The organism is Streptomyces sp. NPDC043876 (assembly GCF_056435825.1).
In genome coordinates, this window is the sequence record NZ_JBWKDV010000012.1 from 59,498 (window position 1) to 79,215 (window position 19,718).

The 19,718-nt window shown below is 69.0% G+C and carries 21 protein-coding genes; 12 read left to right on the top strand and 9 right to left on the bottom strand.

The window, feature by feature from the left end:
• Positions 1-64: 64 nt before the first annotated feature.
• On the top strand, positions 65-1,363 hold the full coding sequence (locus AC0693_RS31365) for a sporulation protein (RefSeq protein WP_478803581.1): 1,299 nt from the start codon (positions 65-67) through the stop codon (positions 1,361-1,363).
• A gap of 492 nt (positions 1,364-1,855) precedes the next feature.
• Here the strand turns inward: AC0693_RS31365 and AC0693_RS31370 are convergent, their stop codons facing one another.
• From AC0693_RS31370 to AC0693_RS31380, 3 genes are all read right to left on the bottom strand, one after another.
• Positions 1,856-2,785 (bottom strand): carbon-nitrogen hydrolase family protein, encoded by a 930-nt coding sequence (locus AC0693_RS31370; protein ID WP_478803582.1) that lies wholly within the window; start codon positions 2,783-2,785, stop codon positions 1,856-1,858.
• Positions 2,786-3,019: 234 nt separating this feature from the next.
• Positions 3,020-3,352, bottom strand: coding sequence for a GFA family protein (locus AC0693_RS31375; protein WP_478803583.1), 333 nt, complete (start codon positions 3,350-3,352; stop codon positions 3,020-3,022).
• 379 nt (positions 3,353-3,731) lie between these two features.
• Positions 3,732-4,172 carry a GFA family protein gene (locus AC0693_RS31380; RefSeq protein ID WP_478803584.1) on the bottom strand — a complete coding sequence of 147 codons (441 nt, stop codon included), beginning with the start codon at positions 4,170-4,172 and terminating at the stop codon, positions 3,732-3,734.
• Positions 4,173-4,797: 625 nt separating this feature from the next.
• Between AC0693_RS31380 and AC0693_RS31385 the strand changes: the two genes are divergently transcribed.
• Entirely contained in the window at positions 4,798-5,247 is a 450-nt protein-coding gene (locus tag AC0693_RS31385) for a MarR family winged helix-turn-helix transcriptional regulator (protein WP_478803585.1), read from the top strand.
• Positions 5,248-5,410: 163 nt separating this feature from the next.
• Here AC0693_RS31385 and AC0693_RS31390 read toward each other — a convergent pair whose 3' ends face one another.
• Positions 5,411-5,887 (bottom strand): MarR family winged helix-turn-helix transcriptional regulator, encoded by a 477-nt coding sequence (locus AC0693_RS31390; RefSeq protein ID WP_478803586.1) that lies wholly within the window; start codon positions 5,885-5,887, stop codon positions 5,411-5,413.
• Positions 5,888-6,036: 149 nt separating this feature from the next.
• Between AC0693_RS31390 and AC0693_RS31395 the strand changes: the two genes are divergently transcribed.
• The 10 genes from AC0693_RS31395 (at position 6,037) to AC0693_RS31440 (ending at position 12,431) form a co-directional block, all read left to right on the top strand.
• The gene (locus AC0693_RS31395; protein ID WP_478803587.1) at positions 6,037-7,203 is read left to right on the top strand and encodes a PP2C family protein-serine/threonine phosphatase; all 1,167 of its coding nucleotides are present in this window, start codon (positions 6,037-6,039) and stop codon (positions 7,201-7,203) included.
• An 81-nt stretch (positions 7,204-7,284) separates the two neighbouring features.
• A complete protein-coding gene (locus AC0693_RS31400; RefSeq protein WP_478803588.1) occupies positions 7,285-8,520 on the top strand; it encodes a PP2C family protein-serine/threonine phosphatase in 1,236 nt (411 codons plus the stop codon).
• Positions 8,517-10,187 (top strand): sensor histidine kinase, encoded by a 1,671-nt coding sequence (locus AC0693_RS31405; RefSeq protein ID WP_478803589.1) that lies wholly within the window; start codon positions 8,517-8,519, stop codon positions 10,185-10,187. Before AC0693_RS31400 ends, AC0693_RS31405 begins: the two co-directional genes overlap by 4 nt.
• On the top strand, positions 10,184-10,627 hold the full coding sequence (locus AC0693_RS31410; RefSeq protein ID WP_478803590.1) for a response regulator: 444 nt from the start codon (positions 10,184-10,186) through the stop codon (positions 10,625-10,627). Before AC0693_RS31405 ends, AC0693_RS31410 begins: the two co-directional genes overlap by 4 nt.
• Before the next feature lie 124 nt (positions 10,628-10,751).
• Entirely contained in the window at positions 10,752-11,120 is a 369-nt protein-coding gene (locus AC0693_RS31415; RefSeq protein WP_478803591.1) for an STAS domain-containing protein, read from the top strand.
• A 242-nt stretch (positions 11,121-11,362) separates the two neighbouring features.
• On the top strand, positions 11,363-11,545 hold the full coding sequence (locus AC0693_RS31420) for a hypothetical protein (protein WP_478803592.1): 183 nt from the start codon (positions 11,363-11,365) through the stop codon (positions 11,543-11,545).
• Complete coding sequence (locus tag AC0693_RS31425) at positions 11,542-11,802, top strand: hypothetical protein (protein ID WP_478803593.1); 261 nt, start codon at positions 11,542-11,544, stop codon at positions 11,800-11,802. The genes AC0693_RS31420 and AC0693_RS31425 overlap by 4 nt, the downstream gene beginning before the upstream one ends.
• Entirely contained in the window at positions 11,799-11,975 is a 177-nt protein-coding gene (locus AC0693_RS31430; RefSeq protein WP_478803594.1) for a hypothetical protein, read from the top strand. Before AC0693_RS31425 ends, AC0693_RS31430 begins: the two co-directional genes overlap by 4 nt.
• The gene (locus AC0693_RS31435) at positions 11,972-12,205 is read left to right on the top strand and encodes a hypothetical protein (protein ID WP_478803595.1); all 234 of its coding nucleotides are present in this window, start codon (positions 11,972-11,974) and stop codon (positions 12,203-12,205) included. The genes AC0693_RS31430 and AC0693_RS31435 overlap by 4 nt, the downstream gene beginning before the upstream one ends.
• A gap of 31 nt (positions 12,206-12,236) precedes the next feature.
• Positions 12,237-12,431, top strand: coding sequence for a hypothetical protein (locus AC0693_RS31440; protein WP_478803596.1), 195 nt, complete (start codon positions 12,237-12,239; stop codon positions 12,429-12,431).
• Positions 12,432-12,886: 455 nt separating this feature from the next.
• Here AC0693_RS31440 and AC0693_RS31445 read toward each other — a convergent pair whose 3' ends face one another.
• The 5 genes from AC0693_RS31445 to AC0693_RS31465 form a co-directional block, all read right to left on the bottom strand.
• Positions 12,887-13,753, bottom strand: coding sequence for a helix-turn-helix domain-containing protein (locus AC0693_RS31445; protein ID WP_478803597.1), 867 nt, complete (start codon positions 13,751-13,753; stop codon positions 12,887-12,889).
• A 249-nt stretch (positions 13,754-14,002) separates the two neighbouring features.
• Entirely contained in the window at positions 14,003-14,368 is a 366-nt protein-coding gene (locus AC0693_RS31450; RefSeq protein WP_478803753.1) for a hypothetical protein, read from the bottom strand.
• A gap of 47 nt (positions 14,369-14,415) precedes the next feature.
• The gene (locus AC0693_RS31455) at positions 14,416-16,560 is read right to left on the bottom strand and encodes an integrase (RefSeq protein ID WP_478803598.1); all 2,145 of its coding nucleotides are present in this window, start codon (positions 16,558-16,560) and stop codon (positions 14,416-14,418) included.
• Positions 16,557-18,290, bottom strand: coding sequence for a hypothetical protein (locus tag AC0693_RS31460; protein ID WP_478803599.1), 1,734 nt, complete (start codon positions 18,288-18,290; stop codon positions 16,557-16,559). The genes AC0693_RS31455 and AC0693_RS31460 overlap by 4 nt, the downstream gene beginning before the upstream one ends.
• Positions 18,287-19,180, bottom strand: a complete 894-nt coding sequence (locus AC0693_RS31465) for a hypothetical protein (protein ID WP_478803600.1) — start codon at positions 19,178-19,180, stop codon at positions 18,287-18,289. Before AC0693_RS31465 ends, AC0693_RS31460 begins: the two co-directional genes overlap by 4 nt.
• Between the last annotated feature and the right edge of the window lie 538 nt (positions 19,181-19,718).

Consider the following 19,718-nt stretch of genomic DNA (forward strand, 5'->3'; position numbering starts at 1 on the left):
CGCGGCTCACCGTCGCCCCAAGACGCCCAATCAGGCCCTGTTCAAGCTCCTGACCGCGTCAGGCATGAGCAGGAAGTCTCTGGCCCACCGGGTCAACGAGCTCACGAACGGCACGACCGCATACACCCATACGAGTGTTGGCAACTGGACCGGCGGCATGATCCCCAGGCCTCCGACGCCCGCCTGCATCGCCGCTGCGCTGGAAGAACGCCTCGGCCGGCCGGTCAGCGTCAACGACATAGGCATGGGTGAGGTGCAACAGCCAGGGAAAGACTTCGGATTGGATTTCCCCAGAGACCCCGAGGACGCCCTGCGTCTGGCCGCCGAGTACTGGAGCACCGTGGACCGCCGAACCCTACTGACAGCCGGCACCTTCGCCATCAGCGCGTACGGCAGCCCGGTCTCCCGCTGGCTCGCCAACCCTGCCGACCCCGCCACGCCCCGAACCGGCGGACAGCGAGTCGGCCGAAGCGACCTGGACGAACTCTGGGCCGCAGCCGATGAAGCCCGCCAGTGGGATTCCAAGTTCGGCGGCGGGAACTGGCACGCCTCCTCCGTCGTCGACTGCCTCCAGCAGCGCGCCGCGCCCCTTCTCCTGGGCACCTACACCGAAGCCGTCGGCAGCGAGCTCTTCACTGTCACCTCAGAACTCGCCCGCGTCGCCGCCTGGTCAGCATTCGACATGGGCCATCACGACATCGCCCAACGTCACTTCGTTCAAGCTCTGCGCCTGGCCCGCAGCTCCGGCGACCTCCAGACCGGCTGCTACGTACTGGCCACCATGAGCCTCCAAGCTTTCCTCCGCGGGTACGTCACCGAAGCCATCGACATGGCCGAGGGCGCCTACGAACGCGCCAGGCACACGGCGGCACCCCGCGTACTGGCCTTCGCCAAGCTCGCTGCCGCCCGCGCATACGGACGCGCAGGTGACGAGAAGGCGGCCGCGACCGCGCTGGCCGCCTCGGAGAATCTGATCGACTCGATCCGGCCGGGCACCCCTGACCCGGAATGGCTCGCCTACCTCACTCACGCCAGGATCAGCGCGGACGCCGCCGAGATCTTCCGGGACCTCGGGAACGCGGCCGCTGCTCTGCGCTGGAACCAGCAGGCCGACGCCATGCCCCCCGGCGTCTACACGCGCGCCGTCGGTATCCGCCTGGCGGTCATCGGCACAACCCACCTCCAGGCCAACGACCTCGACCAGGGCCTTGCCACAGGCACCCAAGCCCTAGAGATCCTCAGCAAGGTGCGCTCCGCTCGTGCCCACGACTACGTCCGCAGGTTCACCGACAGCCTGAACCCCTGGCGCCGCGAGCCCCAGGTAGCCGACTTCATCCGCCGAAGCCACCTTGCCCTCACCTAGCTTCTGTACGCACCGTCACGGCTGGTCGCTGGTGTGAGAGCGGCCACGAATGGGCCCTCGCCCGGTATCGCCTGGGTGACCCGGCCTTAGCAGAAAGCTCTGGATCTCTGTCATGCCAGGCATGTGGCCGTCGGAGGTGTCCACCAACAGGCTCGGAGCGGCCACGCTGATCGGGACGAACTGGTCGGGGTCGTAGACGCTGGCCTCCATGTCGGCGAGCAGGGCCTTGTCACCATGGGCGACCCGTTGGCTGTCGTTGTGGGCACGGTCGGTGACGCGTTGAGCGATTGTCGGCGCGGGGGTGGTGCAGCGGATGATCCGTAGCTCGGCGAACTCCGCGAGCGGCTCTAGCCCAGGGCGCCAGGGGCGGTCCTGGAAGGCAGCCTCCGCCCGGCGGCCGCCAGGGCATGGCAGGCCGGCCGTCGTGTCGCGGGCGGACTGCTGGGGCCCGGCGGGCCGCCGAGCTATCTGGAACAGGTGAGCAGGCCGGTATCAGAAGGCCGTGCGGATGTCGCTGCGCGGGTCCCCTGCTACCAGCCGGTCCTTGTAGAGACCTCCTTGCGCTTGGCGGCGCCATGGCCGGGCGTACCGAAGGGCCACGTTGATGTCCGGGTCGGTCGAGTCAAGGTCGATGTCCGCGACCGCCAGAGCGGGTTGCCCGTCGGCGGGGCACTGCGCTAGCCACCGGCCGCCGGGCGCCACGATTCCGGACGGCACCGTTGCGCTGAACTGCGCCGGCACGGCGTAGCCGAGCCAGTAGTTGTACAGCGTCCCGTATGCCTGGGCGACACGCGCCCTCGGAGCGTCGTCGACCATCACGGAGAGTAGGACGCAGTTGACGTCCAAGCGTTCGTACTCGGCGAAGAGCGGCGGGAAGTTCGCCTCCACGCACAGCGCGCAGCCGATCCGGATGCCACCCACCTCGAAGACCAACGGATCCCGCCCCGGGGTGTACAGGTAAGAGGCCTCGGTATGCGACAGGAACCGTTTGTCGTACCTGGCGACCAGCTCGCCACAGTCGGAGACGACGAAGAGGCTGTTGTGGGGCCGGTTCGGCGGTGTGAGCGGGTGAAGCGACCCGAACGCCGTCCACAACCGTAGCTCCCCCGCCAGCGTGGCGATCGACTCGGCCTCCTCACGGAGCACGTCCCAGGCGGCACGGCTCCAGTCGGCCGGGACCAGCTCGCCGTCCGTGCCGGCCGCCACCACATGCTTGCTCGGATAGACGATTGCCCCCTCGGGGAACTGCACCAGCTGCGCGCCCGCCCCGGCTGCCTCCGCCATCAGGGCCCGGATCTCCTGTCCAGCCGCTCGAAGTGCTCCTCGGTCAGTGGGATTTTCCGGCACGGTGCTCTGCGCGACTGCCAGCCGCAATGTCCTGGAGAGGCTGGGGCGTTCGTCGAGTGTAAAAGTCGTCATCATCTCTCTCCGATCGGCGAGTCCTTGCTCGGGGCCTGAAGGAAGCGAGCACGGGAATGGGTGGTCAGCGGGGCTGGGGGCCCTTATTGGCGCCGAGGCCGGGGGTAGAGGCCGGCGGAGTGCTAGCTCTGGATGAGCTGCATGCGGTCGAAGCCATTGGTGGCGCAGCGGCGCCGGAAGGCAGTGGCGACAGCGGGGTCTCGCAGCCAGCCTGTGCTCCAGCGGCGTACGAGAGCGTCACCGCGAGGCGGGCTCCGGCGCGAGCGGGTCGGGAGCGAGGGTGATGACCATCCACGGCGCCGCCTCGTCGCGGAAGGAGTGGCCGACGGGGTCAGTGCCACTGCGGTCATCGAGGCTGAATCCGGTGACCATGATCATGTCGGAGTCGTCGGCGATCGACACGAGGTGTGTTCCGCAGCGCGGACAGAAGCCTCGGCGCAGGGTCGGCCAGGTGGCGTACCAGGTCGGCTCGCCGCCGGGACCGGTCCACGCCAGCCCGTCCTTGCGGAAGCCGACCCAGAGGACCGCGGGGCCGCCGGAGATCCGTGTCTCGTGCCGGCAAGAACACAATTCCCTGTCAAGTGCTTGTGTTCACGTCTTGTGCCCCCCTCTTCGTGGTGGAGCGTGGTGGTGGCTGTCGAAGGACTGGGACAGCCATCTGACGGGCGGGATGAGCAGTTCCTGTAAGGCCAATTCTGCCGTGCTTACGGATGCGTTGAGGACCGCTTCGATGAAATCGGTAAGCCCATTCGCGAGCGGCTCGCAGTTCATCCACGATGCCCCCATTTCTCGACGCACCCAGATTCCTCGAAACCGGCACCGCCCGAAAACTCAAAGCCCTGACTCTCACTTCCGCTTTCGCACCTCGGTGGGGGCGGCAGTCCGAATTCGTCGAGGAGGCGGCCCTGCGCGTATTGAGGTACCCGGAGCGTCCATGGACTGTCTCGGGTCAGTCGGTTGCGCTGGGCTCTGTCTGTGCCACCGAGGGCAGCCAGCGCACGGCGTTGCCGTGGAAGGACGCGTGGATCGGCACGAGGTCTTCGCCGCTGGTGTCGTCGAGGGCCGTGACGTTGATGCCGATTTCCGGGATGTCGCTGTCGATCGCCGCGACGCGGCTGCCGCAGGTCGGACAGAAGCCGCGCTTCGCCTCACCGGGGAAGGTCTCGTACCAGGTCGGCTCGCCACCCTCGCCGATCCAGGTGATCGTCTTGAAGCCCACCCACCACATCACGGGGGCGCCGCCGAGCTTCTGGCAATGTTCACACTCACAGGTGTGGGGGAACACTGCGGGGCCCTGGGCGGTGAAGCGGACACGACCGCAGAGGCAGCCGCCGGTGCGATCCTCGGCTGGTTCGGATCGCTGGGCGTCGGCGGTGGGGGTGGCGTTCATCAGGTGATCTCCCGGGTGTGATGGGCAAGTTGGGCAGATCAGTGTGCCATCGCTTTCATGATCGCCAGGACGCTGTTGGCGGCTTTGGCGTGGCCCGACCGCGTGCGCCGATTGCGGAGGGGTCACGGGGCCGGGCGACGAAGCCGCGGCTCTGGGGCGGCCGAGGGCGCGCACGGTCCATCCGGCGTCGCGCCAGCTGTCGGTGTTCAGGGTGCCGCGGATCGATGACCCGCCGGGCCGCGATGTCCACATCTGTGTCGTCGTCCTCGCCCGTGGCGGGCCGCCGGCCGAAGGGGCCGTGCGGGCCGGGCCCGGAGCGCCAGGGCGCCCTTGGCGCGGTGGTGTCCCCGTTCCATTCTTTGAGTGAGAGCGAGTTCTGACAGACCATCCGGCTTTCAGCCCCTTCCGGCGGCTGGCCTTGATCTTGCTTCGGGGATATCCCCAGCCCCGGGGGCGATCACTGCGCTGGTCGCCCGTGATCAATGTCAGCACCAACCACGGTTCCCTTGATCGCCAAAGCCGGTCAAGGGCGCGGCGGAGCGGACTGGGGCGGTGGCTTACGCTGGGTGACGTCTGCAGGCGGGTTGGAGCGGCGTCGGGGCGTGAACGCGGGAAGGTGGTCGGCTTGAGCGGGTCTGAGAGGGGCGTCGCCGAAACAGCGGAGGGGCTTGTTCGGCTGTGGGAGTGCGTCGACCGTCGTGTCGCGCCTGCTGTTCCGCCCGCTCAGTTCCGTGTACTGAAGCTGGTGGGCGCCGCCGGTGTCGTTACGTCCACCAAGATTGCTGAGGCGACCGGGTCGATGCCGTCGTCGATCAGTCGGCTGATCGGCCGGCTGCAGGGTGCTGGTCTGCTGGTGAAAGAGGAGAACGCCAGTAACCGTCGGGAGACCCTGATCAGGCTGTCCGCGGACGGACAGGAGCTGCTGCGTGAGGTGGAGGAGCAGCGCCTGGAGGAGCTTCGGCGCTTGTTGAAGCCGCTGGGTCTGCGCAGTCGCCAGGCTCTCCTGCAGGGCATGATCGCGTTGCATCAGTCTCGCGTCTGGGAGTACACGGGCGGGATGGCCTCAGGTGGGTAGCGCAGCGTGGAGTACCTTGACTGGCGCGCCGATCGTTAAGATTTGACAACCGTTGCTCCTGGGCCAGAATGGCATCCGGAAACCGGGGTAGAAGTCTGCGTCCTCGTGGGCAGGCAAGGCGTGTTCGCCTTCGAAAACGGGGAGCGCGATGGTCGAGACAGTGTCAGGCCCCGCGCGCTGTGGCCGCCGGCGGGGGTGCCTCGGCGGCGGTCGCGGTGGTCACGGCGGACAGGCCGTCCAGCAGTGCGGCGCGGTCGCGGCTGGGCAGGGATTCGATGATCGGCATCAGGACTTCCTGGCGTTCGCTTCGCAGCCGTTCAAGGTAGGCGCGTCCGGGGTCAGTGATCTGGACCTGCACTTCTCGCCCGTTGTGGGGGTTGGCGGCGCGTTCGAGGAAGCCGACGGCCTCTATGCGGTCGCAGAGCTGGCTGGTGGCCGCAGAGGTGATCGCCAGTGTTCGCGCGAGAGTGCGTAGGCTCGTGCCGTCGTGATCTTCGAGCGTGTACAGCACGCGCAGCTGCGAGGGCGACAAGGGCGCAATGCTCACATCGGGCGTGTTCGCCCACCTTTCCTCCATCAGGTCGAGGGCGCGGCTGGCCGCCTCGGCTACTTGGGTGGGCAAAGGGGGGGAGTGGGTCACCTGCCCACTGTGTCATCCCGCAGCCGACCTGTCGCCCACGGGCCGCCCCGATGTTTCACGACTCAATGAGGTCGTCTTTTCGCATTCGTGCATGTTTCTCCCCCCAGTCGCACCGGCGGCTGGCGATCTGTGAAGGCGGTCCACCGAAGGTGAAGACTCTTCTTGCGCTGGAGCGGGCTCTGCAACGCGCGGCTCCGCACCGGTTGCTGGACACGTTGCGTGACCTGCTGGGGCAGCACTGGGGTGCGGAGCCGGTGGAGCTGCTGCTGGCGGACTACGGGATGACCGTGCTGCAGCCGGTGACGATCCCGCCCTACACGGGCAAGCCGATCTCCGCGTTCACCGGGGAGCTGGGACGCCTGTTCGGCTCGCAGGAGACCACGGTCCGCGAAGTAGCGCCCGGGCGGGTGGAGGCGCTGGTTCCGGTGACGGTGCGCGGGGACCGGCTGGGTGTGCTGCGCCTGACGCTGCCGGCCGAGGCATGTGACGTGGACGAGCTGGAGGTGATCGCGGGCATCCTCGGGCGGGAGCTGGTGATGTCCGAGCGGGACACCGACCTGTATCTGCAGGCGCGCCGCACCCGGCGGCTGACCCTGGCGGCCGAGCTGCAGTGGCAGCTCCTGCCGGCCCGGGCGTGTTCGCGTCCCGAGTACGAGCTGGGCGCCCAGCTCGAGCCGGCCTACAAGATCCACGGCGACAACTTCGACTGGTGCGCCGAGGCCGACTACCTGACACTCACCGTGACCAACGGTATGGGTGAGGGCATCGATGCCGCCCTGCTGACGAATCTGACGGTCAACGCCCTGCGCAACGCCCGCCGCGGCGGTACCGAGCTGGCAGGGCAAGCCTCACTCGCGGACCAGGCGCTGTACGCCCACTACCAGGGGCGGATGCACGTCTCCACGCTGCTGCTGCGGTTCGAGCTGTCCACCGGGCGGGTCGAAGTGGTGGACGCCGGCTCCCCCCAAGCCTGGCTGCTGCGCGACGGGAGAGCCTCACTGGTGCCCTTCGATGCCCAGCTGCCCTTGGGCATGGTCGAGGAGACCCCCTACGCCGTCCAGCACATGGATGTGGTGCGCGGGGACCGGCTGCTGTTCGTCAGCGACGGCATCTACGACGCCGCTTCGGCGGCCGGTGAGAAGTACGGGGAGCGTGCCCTGGCCCGGGCGCTGACCGACACCCGGTTGCTGCCCGCCGCCCAGGTTCCGGCCGCGGTGCTGCGCGCACTGGAGGAGTGGAGGGGCACTCCGGCGCCGGCCGATGACGCGATGGTGGTGTGCCTGGACTGGCGGGGTGGGACTGCGGAAGCGGAGTAGGACGAGCCCCCGTTGCAACCATTAAGCGACGACAAGTATTCTCTCGCGGAGCCGCCGACAGGGCGGCGAAGTGGAGGAATCATGGTGGGGCTCATCGACGCCGTCGGCCCGTCGGCCGACGGCGGGCAGGACAGGCTTCCGCCTCCCCCGGCAGCCCTGGCGCAGATCCTGCTCGTCGAGGACGACGACGGGGACGCACTTCTCGTCGAGGAGCTTCTCCTCGACGCCGCCCCGGCCACACAGCTGCGGCGGGCACGGACGCTGGCACAGGCCCGGGCCATGCTGGAAGACGCGCAGTCCCCGCCATGCGTCCTGCTGGATCTGCACCTTCCTGACGCTCAGGGCCTGGACCTGCTGCGGGAGATCCTTCGCACCTCACCCAGCGCGGCTGTGGTGGTACTGACCGGGCTCGCCGAAGAGAGCACGGGCCTGGCCGCCGTCGCAGCCGGCGCCCAGGACTACCTCGTCAAGGGCCTCATCGAGCCGTCCGTGCTGGGGCGGGCGATCCGCTACGCCATCCAGCGCCGCCAGAGCGAGCAGGCCGCGGCCGCCGTGCAGGCCAGCCGGCTGCGCGCTGCGGAGAACGCCCGCCTGGAACGCGGACTGCTGCCCTCCCCCTTGCTGCGGTCCGACACCATCCGGGTCGCCACCCGCTACGAAGCCGGGCGCGCGGACGCCCTCCTGGGCGGCGACTTCTTCGACGTCGTCGAATCGGCGGACGGCAGCGTGCACGCCATGATCGGCGACGTCTCGGGCCACGGACCCGACGAAGCAGCCCTGGGCGTCTGCCTGCGGGTGGCCTGGCGCTCCTTCACCATGGCCGGGGCACGGGGCAACGACCTGATGCGCCTCATGGAGGAGATCCTGTACGCCGAACGCTCCTCGGCTGAAATCTTCACCACCCTCACCACCGTGACCTTCACCCCCGGCCGGGACGAAGCGGTCGTGTTGCAGGCGGGCCACCCGCCCGCTCTCCTCATCACCGGCGCACAGGCGGCGCAGCTCCTGCAGACCCGCCCGGGGCCGGCTCTGGGCATAATTCCCGCCGGGCTGGCCACCTGGTCCCAGACCACCATGCCCCTGCCCCCCGCCGGAGCCCTCCTTCTGTTCACCGACGGCCTGTTCGAGGGCCGCACCGGACCGGCGGGACAGCGTCTGGGCGAAGAAGGACTCCTCTCCCTCGTCCGCCACCACGCGCACCTGCCGGCCGACCAGCTCCTGGACACCCTCATCACCCGCACCCAGGCACTGTCGGCCCCCTACGGCGGGCACTTCGACGACCTCGCCCTCGTACACCTCGAATGGACACGCACGTGACGACCACCAGCCCACCCACCGCCCCGCCGGCGAACGCATCCGTCGAGGGGCCCGAGGGCTTCACACCGGCCGGCCGCCTGACGGTGCAGGGCTGGGTCCACCTTGTCCTGGCGCTGATGGGAGCGATCCTGCTGGTGGCGGCGGCCATCGGCTCGCACCAGCTGGCACAGACCGCTGCGGTCTCCGACCGGCTCATCAACCAGGTCCAGCCCGCCCGAGCAGAAGCCTTCCGCCTCCAGACCGCGCTGATCGACCAGGAACTGGGCGCACGCAGCTACACCATCACCGGCGACCGCCAGCTCCTCAAGCCGTACACCGAGGGCGTGCAGGCCGAGCAGGCCTACGCGGCGACCATGAGCGGTCTGATCGCCGATGACAAGCAGCTGCAAAACGACCTGCGCACGCTTCGCCAGGCAGCAGAGGACTGGCGCCGCCGCTACGCGACCCCGCTGATCACCGCAGCGCAGAGGGGGCCGGTCGGCGACGGTGACCGGGCAACGATGGAGGAAGGACGCCAGGCGTTCGACCACCTGCGCACCCTCTTCGACCAGCAGAACACCCACCTCGAACAGGCCCGAGAGCACGCCAAAGCCAAACTCGCCCACACCCGCTCCATCCGCAACTGGTCCTTCGTCGCCATGCTCATCGCCGTGTTCCTCATCGGAACCGTCATGGCGGTCATGCTCCACTTCATCGTCGCCCGGCCATTGCGCCACCTACGCGCCGACGCACGGCGGATCGCCGACGGCGACTTCGGCCACCGCATCACCGCACGCGGCCCCGGCGACCTGCGCTCGGTGGCCCTGGGCGTGGAGGACATGCGCCGGCGCATCGTGGACGAACTCGCCGCCTCCCGCTCTCAGGAACGACGCCTGGCCCAGCAGGCACACGACCTGGACGCCCAGGCGGCAGAACTGCGGCGCTCCAACGCCGAACTCGAGCAGTTCGCCTACGTCGCCTCCCACGACCTGCAAGAACCGCTGCGCAAGGTGACCTCCTTCTGCCAGCTCCTCGAAAAACGCTACGGCGACCAGCTCGACGGCCGCGGCAAGCAGTACATCGACTTCGCCGTCGACGGCGCCAAGCGCATGCAGGTCCTGATCAACGACCTGCTCACCTTCTCGCGGGTCGGCCGCTTCAACGACGCCCGCGAACCCGTCGCCCTCGACACCCCCCTGAACAAGGCCCTGGCCAACCTCGCCGTAGCCGTGGAAGAAGCCGGTGCGCACATCGAACGGCCCGAGCAACTGCCGCAGATCACCGGCGATCCCACCCTGCTGACCATGCTGTGGCAGAACCTCATCGGCAACGCCATCAAGTTCCGCGCCCCCGACCGCGCCCCCACCGTGCACATCAGCGTCACCCGCGACAGTGACGCGGCGGATGACACGTGGCTGTTCTGCGTCACCGACAACGGCATCGGAATCCCGGAGGAATTCGCCGACAAGGTGTTCGTCATCTTCCAGCGCCTGCACGGACGCGACGCCTACACCGGCACCGGCATCGGCCTGGCTCTGTGCAAAAAGCTCATCGAACACCACGGCGGCCGCATCTGGATCGACACCACCCACACCGGCGGCGCCCGGATCTGCTTCATCCTGCCCGCCCAGCCCCCCGCCCCGTCCCACGACGGACAGCCGTCAGCCCGTGAAGGAGCCCTCGCGTGAACAGCCCCACCGTCCAGCCCATCGAAGTCCTCCTGGTCGAAGACGACCCGGGCGATGAGCTCATGACCCGCGAAGCCTTCGAGGACAACAAGATCGGCAACACCCTGCACGTCGCCCGCGACGGCCAGGAAGCCCTCGACTTCCTCTACCGCCAAGGCGAGTACACCAGCGCCCCACGCCCCGACCTGATCCTGCTGGACCTCAACCTGCCCAAGTACGACGGCCGCCAAGTCCTCGAGCGCATCAAGTCCGACCCCGACCTCGCCCACATCCCCGTCGTCGTCCTGACCACCTCCTCCGCCGAGGAAGACATCCTGCGCAGCTACCGCCTCCACGCCAACGCCTACGTCACCAAGCCGGTCGATCTCGACCAGTTCGTCTCCGCCATCCGGCAGATCGACGACTTCTTCGTGACTGTCGTCCGCCTCCCCCGCACCTGACCGAAACACATGCGCCTGCTGCAGGAGCGAGAAGGCCGGCGCCGGCCGCGTCCGGGGCCGGCGGTCCTCCACGCCAGCGGGCATGGCCCATGCACACAGGCTCAACGCAGCTAGGAGTATGCAGATGGAGCAGCAGGTAACGGTGTTGCAGTACGAGGGCGGCGTACGCGTCATCGTCTGCGCGGGGGAGTTCGACCACGACACCCTGGGCCCGCTCAAAGCCGCCACCATCGAGGCCACCGCCGACCCCGCCCTGCGCCGGATCGTCCTGGACGTCAGCCAGATCACCTTCGCGGACTCCGCCATGCTCAACACAATGATCATGCTCCTGCGCTCCGGCCGCCTGGTGCTGGCCGGCCCGATACCCGACCGGCTGGACCGGCTGCTGGAAATCACACAAGCCCGCACCCTGTTCACGACCGCCGACAGCATCGAGGAGGCCCTCGCCCCACAACAGGCACGCCCAGCCCAGGACGCCCTACAGTCCCGCTAGGCCCGGGGACAGCGCGTACGTTGCACGCGTTCTTCGGTGAGGCTACGAGGTTTCGTCGGCATGTACCGCTCCCCAGTGGAGGAGCCGGGCCCAGGGATGTCGGCCACGTGCAAAGGGGGCCTCGGGCGAGCCGAGGAGTGTCGTCAGAGATTGCTGGGAGCTGGCCCAGGCACCAGGTGATCATTCGCGGGCCGCGGGTAGGTTGCCTCGCTATGTGTTCGAGGGCAGACGGGAGGCAGCACATGACGGCACAGTGCACCGGCGGTCAGGGTGGGGGGCTGCCAGCTCGGGTCAGCGAGCAGATTCTGTCCTTCGACGAGCTGATCACTGGGATGCTCAGCGCCAGCGTCGCCCAGCTCGGCATCCAGCAGAACTCGATGCCGCGGCCCGCAAGGGCAAGCGCGGCGGCCGGCCGCCGGTCATGACCGACGACATGCTCCACACCGTCCTGCGCCGCCGCGCGGGCGGTGAGACGGTCGAGCAGATCCAACCCGATCTGATCATCCCCACCGGCCGCCGCAAGGAGCAGAACCCGAGCCTGTCCAGCATCTGTCGGGCGCTCGCCGAGCACGAGAAGCGGGCGGGGTGCCCCGAAGCCGTCGAGCAGGCGCACGCCGACTTCGCCGCCCTTCAGAGGGTCGCGAGCATTCCGGGTCAAATGGCGGGAAACATGAGCGCATGATCTACGCAGCCCACCGTACGAAAGGTGCCCCCGTGCTCGGGGCCCTGCCGGGGCAGGACGGACCCTTCGGCCGCCGTCCCGCCCCGGGCGAGTACGACGACACCACCCTGGACACCGAGGAGCTGGAGCCGGTCGCCGCGGTGCCTGCGCTCTGGGACGGGAGCCGGCGGTGACGCTGTGGCGGCAGGTCCTGGCCGCGCTCACCGACTCCACCCTCGACGACGCCGAGCGCGAAGCCATCGTGGCCCGCGGCGCCGCCCAGCTCGCAATCCGCCGCGCACCCGAGGGCCAGCAGCCGACACCCGACGCGGTCTTGGACACCGCCTTCCACGAGTTCAACCTGCTCCTCACCACCGACCAGGCCCGCACCGCCCTCCGCGAAGTCCGCCGCGCCCGTAGGTAACCCGGACGGCCTGGGCGGCGTTGAAGGAGGCGTGAACACGACGATGCGGCTCACGCCCCGCGGTGGCGTGCAGCGAAGTGGCGGTGAAACGGTTCCTCGCCCCGACCTGGAGCCGATCTTCGCCGAGCTCGCCGCGCGGTGGGAGAGCGATGGCCGGGCCGTGCCCGGCCTGGCGGATGAGGAGTGGACGATCCTCGCCCGCCGCTACCCCTGGCCCGTACCCTGACCGCGCGGCGCGGGCACGGCCCGCAACGCACCCCCAGGAACCGCGAGGCCCCCGGCGCCGCGCTTGAGGGCTGCCGGACCGGTGACACCGTGGTTGGGCCCCGCCGGTCCGGCAGCCCCATCAGTCCATCACCCCGACGGGACGCATGGACAGCGCCCGGCAGCACGAAGGCCCTGACCGCTCGGGGCAGGCCAGGACCTTCATATGCCTCGGGGGAAGCTGACGCGGCCCCGACGCCAGAGCGCGGAATCAAGGGCCGCGGACCGCACCGGCCCGACGTGGGGGTCCAGACCAGTGCATGCGTCACAGAGCTCAACGCACCGCCCACCCGCAAGGACACGGTTCCGCGTCAACGCGAAGCGCCTCCGGCCTTCTGGGGGCTGCGGCCAGCGACTTGGACCCCCGGGTCCGCGCCCGTGCCCCGAACGTCCTGACGGCGCCCCCCGGGGCCGCACTCAGCAGCTGGCGTCGATGCGCGACTTGATGACGTCGGTGATGAACCGGCGGGTGCACTCGCAATCAAGGGCCTGAGCCTGGAGGTGGTCGTACATCACGCCGTAGCGCTGCACGTCGGACGCCTTCTCCAGGTAGAGATCGCTGGTGAACTGCTCCAGATACACCACCCCCGCCGTGGTGTTGCCGGGGAACCTGAGGATGGAGAACTGTCCGGACATGCCCGGATGCGCCCCCACCGCGTAGGGGAGGACCTGCATGGTGATGTGCGGCTCGTCGCTGAGTGCGTTCAGGTGCTCCAGTTGCTCGCGCATGATGTCGGGCGAGCCTACGACGCGGCGCAGGGCCGACTCGTCCAGGACGGCCCACAGACGCAGCGGACACGCCGGGGCGTAGATCCGGTGCTGGCGGCGCAGCCGCGCCTTCAGGCGTGTGGCCGCCTGCTCGGCCGTGGGCAGGGGGATCGTTTCCTCCATGACCGCGGCCGCGTAGGCGGGGGTCTGCAACAGGTCGGGGATCACCAGGGGGGCGTAGGTGTGGAGCGAGGCGGCGTCCGTCTCCAGGCCGATGTAGACGCTGTTGGGGAGGTCGCCGTAACGGTTCCACCAGCCCGGCCGGCCGGATTCTCTGGCCATGTCCATCAGCGAGTCGATGACCTGCGGGTCCGTCACTCCGTACATCGCGCACAGATCGCGGACATCGCGGGGACTGATCGCGCGGCGGCCGTTCTCCAGGTGACTGATCTTGGGCTGGGAGACCATGAGCCGCTCGGCCACCTCGGTGCTCTTCAGCCCCCTGGCCTGGCGGAGCCGGCGCAGCTCCGCCCCCAAGCGGCGTCTCCCCACGGTGGGATTGTTGCTGGCCACCACGGGCGGGCTACCTCCGGCCTCATGTCATCGTCCTGGACCCAAGGTTGTCACGGGAAGGGACTTGTTGATCACGTGCCATGCCGTCGTGCTCTCGGCGGTCGAAACGGGCCATGACCCCGGCATAGGACAGAATCGAGGGGGAGGTGCCAGCGAAGATCCCCAGTCGGGTACGACTTCGTGCACCATCGCGTACGGACTTATGTGCTCAGTTATCTGTTCGAGCCGGGGCGGTTGCCCATGGTCGTCGGCTCAGGTGGTCGGCGGACGGAACGGGATGACGTTGTCCGGTGCGGGGGCAGGCTCCGCCGACGCGTCCGGCCTCTGGGTGAGGACGGCGCTGGCGAGGGTCAGGTTGGTCACCAGCTGTCGCAGCTCTTCGAGCTCGGCTCGCTGGTTCGCGATGGTCTTCTTGAGCTTGGTGACGGTCACCCGCAGCTGCTTCTCGGTCTCCGGGACCTGCTTTGTCTCCGTGCGGACGCGTTCTTCGAACTCGGTCTTCAGGTCCGCGTGCCGCTTGTAGAGGGCCATGCGGTGGACGCCGGCCTCGGCTGCCAGGGCTTTGACGGTGAGGCTGCCGTCGGAGGTCTCGGGCTGCTTGGTGAGGAGCCGGTCCATGGCCTCGCGGATGCGGGTCCGTTCGTTGTCGGGCCGGGGCTGTGGGGTCACGCGATGGCCTCCTCAGCGGTCTGGGCGGTGGCTTCGTGGGTGTCGGCGAGAGCGCGGAAGCGGCCGGCGGTCAGGCGAAGCCGGTCACCCAAGGGCTGGGGCACGAGGGCTGCCCGCGCATCGAGCCGATCAGCGTGCTCCCGCGCGGCCTGCGCGTGGCTGTCGGTGCGGATCGCGTTGCCGCAGCCGAGCTGGCAGGCGAACTGGTTGGGTGCTGTCGCCCCGGGATCCGGGTCGCACAGGGCGGTGTCGCGCTTGAAGGCGCAGAGGAGGAACGCGTCGGGGTTGTCGAAGAGTACGAGGCCGTCGCGCGCGAGGAACTTGGCGGCGGCCTTCGGGGTGGTCAGGGCGCCTTCGAAGCTGGGGATCGAGGTTGCTCCGATGAGAGCCCGTCGAGCGGCGGGACCGGAGATCTTCTCGCCGGCCGCCGCGGCGTCGCGCAGCCGCGCTGCGGTCTGCGCGGCAGCGAGAGTGGTCTCGACGTCGAGCTCCCCGTGGAACCCCCGACGGGCGCGGCTGCCGTAGCCGGTGGAGGTGCGGGCGTCCAGGGCAGTGCGCATGTGGCCGTACTGGATGGCGAGCGCGACCAGGCCGCCGGGCCGGCGGGCGATGTGCCAGGCGAGCGTGCGGCGCAGACGGCTCAGTCCAAGGTTGCCGTGCGGGTCCGGCGGCACCTGTTGGGCGGGCAGGCCCTGGGCGATGGCCTCCTGGTTGATCCACGAGACGAGGGCCTCGACGCGCCGACCCAGACTGCTGCGCTTCAACGCACCGTGGTGCTTGCGCTGGCTGACGACGTCGTGATGGGTGGAACTCAACAACAGCTCGCCCTCGGGGACGATCCGCTCCAGCACCCGGATGGCGTTTACCACCGGCGTGATCGCGACCCACGGGACTGCGCGCTCCTCACCAGCGGAGATGTGGTGGCCGTCGGAGTCGCGGACGTTCTTGTAGTGGTGGGAGCGGATCAGATGCCGCGGCATGGAGCCGTCCTCGTTGGCTTCCGGATCGGGGCAGCAGCCAGACCGCAGCGATTGGGCCTCCTGGGGGCGCATCCCGGTCAAGTACAGGATCACGATGGCGGCGGCCGTGGCCAGGTGCCGTACCAGGATCGGCGTCTCCTCGTAGTCCATGAACTCGCGCCAGGGGCGCCCCTCGATCCGGCCCGTCACCGGCACCTGCATCGGGCTGGGGCCGGGCCGCCGGGCGACGAGAGCGCGGAGCCCGCGCCGAGTAGAGAAGTCGTGGACCTGGTTCCAGCTGGCTCCCGTGACCGCGGCGACGTAGTGGTGGGCCAGGGTGATGCCGTGCTTTCGGCTCACGGTGGCGGGCAAGAGGGCCCCGGAATCGAGCAGCGGCTGCAGGTAGTTCTTGACGGCAGCCAGGCCCCCTCGGGTGCTCGGGGTGGCCTTCACGCGGGCGTGCATGCGGCCGCGCTCGGCCCAGGCGGCCAGGATGTCGCCGGAGAAGTCCTCGACCAAGCGGATCGACCACGTCAGCAAGGGGCCGATCACGGTCGGGTCCAGCGGCTCAGTTTTGTTCTCCCCGCCCGCCTCCCCGGTCGCGGCCGGCAGGTAGTCGTCGACGCCCTCGCTCTCCCAGGGCGGCTGCGTAATGCCGCAGGGGCTAACGGACAGCTGGTCGAAGGCCCACAGGTCCGAGAGCCAGTTAAGAACCGTCTGGGAATGAACGCGCGTGCAGCCGCTGCTGGCGATCTTGGCGGCGTACGCCTTCCAGTGCTCCACCGTGCAGTCGCTGACCTGGGACACCTCTTGCCGGTCGAGCCAGCGCGCGAACTTCAACCACTGCAGGATGTTGTCGCGCATGCTGATCACGCCGTCGCGTGACCGGTTCTGAAAGCCCCGTTCCTGCACGTAGGTGGGACGCAGCTCGCCGTTGATCAGGACCCAGATGAGGCGCCTGAACTCGCTCCGCAGGGAGGCGGGGCACCTCCTCAGATTGATCTTGTGGAGGCTGTCCCCGGGATTGTCGGTCAGCGGTCCCATCGACCAGACGTCGTCGCTGTAGCGGGAGTTGGGGTGGGTGTTGCCGGCGCTGATCCACCGGTCCAGGACCACTGGGCTCTCCGGCCCCGGCAGGGGAAGGATGTAGGGATCGGCCTCGAGGGTCAGAGCTGTCGTCACGGGGCGAGGTCTCCCTTGAGTAGGTGGTCGACGATCATTTGGTCGCGGTCGGTGATCCGGGTCAGAGCGGCGTCCCAGGTGCTCTCGTTGACCTTTGTCCGCAGGTCATCGAGTCGCTGGAGGTGTTCATCCCATCGCTTTCGCCAGAGTTTCTCCGGCCAGCTGGAGCGGAGTGAGACCAACTGGCGGCGCAGGAGCGCGAGGCGCGGGTGGTGGCCGGTGTGGACCCGGGAGTTCTCGCAGGACAGGCAGAGCAGGAAGTCGGCGCCGCAGCCGCCGCTGGGGTCCGGCCAGGGGCTGGTCTCCTCGTCCGCGCAGTCCGCGGTCGCGGTCTCCTGGTGGGTCGCGCCGGCCGCGTCCGCGAGGCGCCCCTTGAAGGTGTAGTCGCGGGCCTGTTCGAGGGCTTCCTCGGCGCCGGCCGCGATCACGTCCACGGCGGCCTCCTGGACGTTCTCGTCGGGCAGGACGTAGACGCTCTCGTGGGTGCCACGTTTGTGCTGCAGCGGCTTGCCCGTGGTCGTGACGGTGGTCCTGCGGGCGCGTTGGAAGGGCGAGCCGATCTTGTGACTTCTCGCCCATACTCGTGCATCGGCCTTGGACACTCCGAAGCACAGCGGGCCGACGTTCCGGGGCCGGTCCAGATTGGAGTCCACGTCAGTACGGCGCCGGTTGCGGGCGACCATCAGCAGGTCGTGGCCCGGTGACAGGGAGGCGGCCAGGGCTCGCCCGTGCTGCGTGGCTTCCAGGGCCTGGGTGATGAGCCGGCCCGGCGAGTCCGCGCCGGAGTCGGTGTAGTTCTCCGTGTCGAACCAGCGCCCCTCGCCCGAGCGGCGCTTCTCCACCAGGACCTCGTAGGTGACCGTGGCGGTCTCTCCCGCGGACGGGGTGGTGACGGGCACATGCAGACGGTCGTAGACCGACAGATTCCAGCCGTAGCGGTCCGTCATCATCACGGCCAGGGCCGTCAGTTCTGCCCGGCTCAGGAACAGCCGATCTGTGGTCTTCCCGCCGTTCTTTCCGCGCAGGAGCCGCTCGGCTCGGGTGTAGACCTTCCCGTCCTTGTCCGGGTATCCGGGCAGTTCGCCCGTGCCGGCGATGTGCTCGAGGACCGCCCCGATTCTCCAGTCACGGATGTCCGGCTCCAGTACACCCGCCCGGTAGCGGGCGAGCAGCACGGTGTTCTCCCGGATCCGCAGCAGCGCGGCCCGGAACTGCCGTTCGGCGGCCAGCAGCACCTGGTCGCGTTCCGACGGCCGGTAGGACTGCTTGGACGGCTTGCCCTTCTTCGGAACAGGGCGGGCCAGTTCCTCTGCAGCCAGGCCCTGCGCCAGCCGCGGCTCGCGCTTCAGCAGCGTACGCATCTTGCCCAGCGCCTCCCGCCCGCCGGGGGTGTCCTTGTGATTGTTGCGCCAGAGCCGGAGCGTGGCAGAGGTGAGATCCCCCAGATCCTCGGCCGGCTGGCCCTGGCCCTTGAGGAACCGGGCGAAGACCTCGATAGATCGCCAATACGACTCACCGCTCGCGTGGCTGTTCCACCCCATGGACTGCGCCGCGAACGCGCGCGCAAGGGAGCAGCGCATCGGCTGGGGCACGGCGATCGCGGCGAAGTCGAAGACGCGCTCGAAGCCTTCCTTGTTCACCACGGTGACCTGCAGTCCGTCGGCGGCTATCCGCTCGGTTGCCTGGAAGTCCGGCGGCGGCAGGACGGCCTTGCGTCCCCGCCCGCTCACGACGCCGCCGCGACGGACAGGGCGTCGACCAGCAGCTCGACGTCCTGGATCCCGGAGGTCTCCCGGGCCAGCCGGGCGAACAGACCGTTTAGATCCTTCGTCTCGTCCGTCTTGTCGTGCTCGTCCTCGGTGTCGAAGGCGAGGATCGACTCCAGCTGCAGATGCATGACCGGGTTGAGGTAGTGCTCCTTCGTCGTCTCAACGTCCTTGTGCCCCAACAGGGTCTTCACCAGCCACCACGGGTCGCCGTAGAGCTGGGCGAAGTCGCGCCGGTCCGCAGCGGTCAGCCCGTATTTCTTGTCCATCAACTCGTTGAGCAGGATCAACATGTAGAGCGCCATCGAGTGCCGCATGGAATGGGGCGTCGCGTACGGTACCTTCCCGCGGATCTCCGCGACCCGCAGCAGCCGGGGCGTCTCGCGCTCCGCCGGGGTCAGCAGGACCTGTTCGCAGCGTTGGTTGGCCTGCCGGAACACGGTGTTCCAGCGGCCCGGCAGCATGGGCAGTCCCTGCTCGGTCAGCCACAGCCATGCCGGCTCCGGGCCCTGTGGTCCCTCGACGAACAGCCACTGCCGCTCGCGCCAGTCGAGCAGGTTCAGGTCACGTCGGCCTTGGACGCCGTCGCGGTCGACCCAGTGGACCGTGGGGGCGCGGCCCGTCGTGACCTTCGTGATCAGCCGCATCAGCGGCAACTTCTCGTAGCGTCCCTGGGCCTGGGCCCGTGCGACCGCCCAGGCCCTCTCCGACTCCGCGTAGGCGCTGACCTGGCGCAGTGAGTCGACCGACGCGTAGAAGGTCCGGTCTCGCTTCGACCGGGACAACGCCCGGGCCACCTGCCCGTGGCAGTAGCGGCCCGAGCGCAGCGGGCGGGACGGCACTTCGAACGTCAAGATGGCGCCAGATTCCTGCCTCCTCAGTCCCGAGCTCAGCGTGAACCCGACGAACGAGGTGTTCCGAAGCTCAGTCCGCCCGTCCCAGCCCGGCACCGGTGTCCCGTCGGGACGGAGGCCGCGAAGGCCCACGTCCTGCCAGAGACCCCAGGTTCGCGGTGTCAGCCACGACACTCGCGAGCTGCGGGCGTCCGCTGCGCGGTCTGTCCGGCGCTGGCTGTCCACCGGCAGCGGGGTGACCTTCGCCCACCGGTAGAGTCGTGTGAAAGCCGACGCTTCCCGATCCCACTTCGCCCCGCTGATTCGGCTTGGGTTGAGCGGCGAGTCACACCGGAATTCCCTGTACGCGCGCAAGTCGCCCTCGGTCGCCTGCCGCCATGGGATCCCGCGTCGCCACAACCAAGTCAGCAACAGCCTGATATCCACTGCGTAATTCCGCCGAGTTTCCCGCTCTAGAGGACGAAATTCCGGGGAGAGCACGAACTCCAGGAGCTCGGGATCGACCACGAAATCAGGCCGTACAAAAACCGGATCGCCC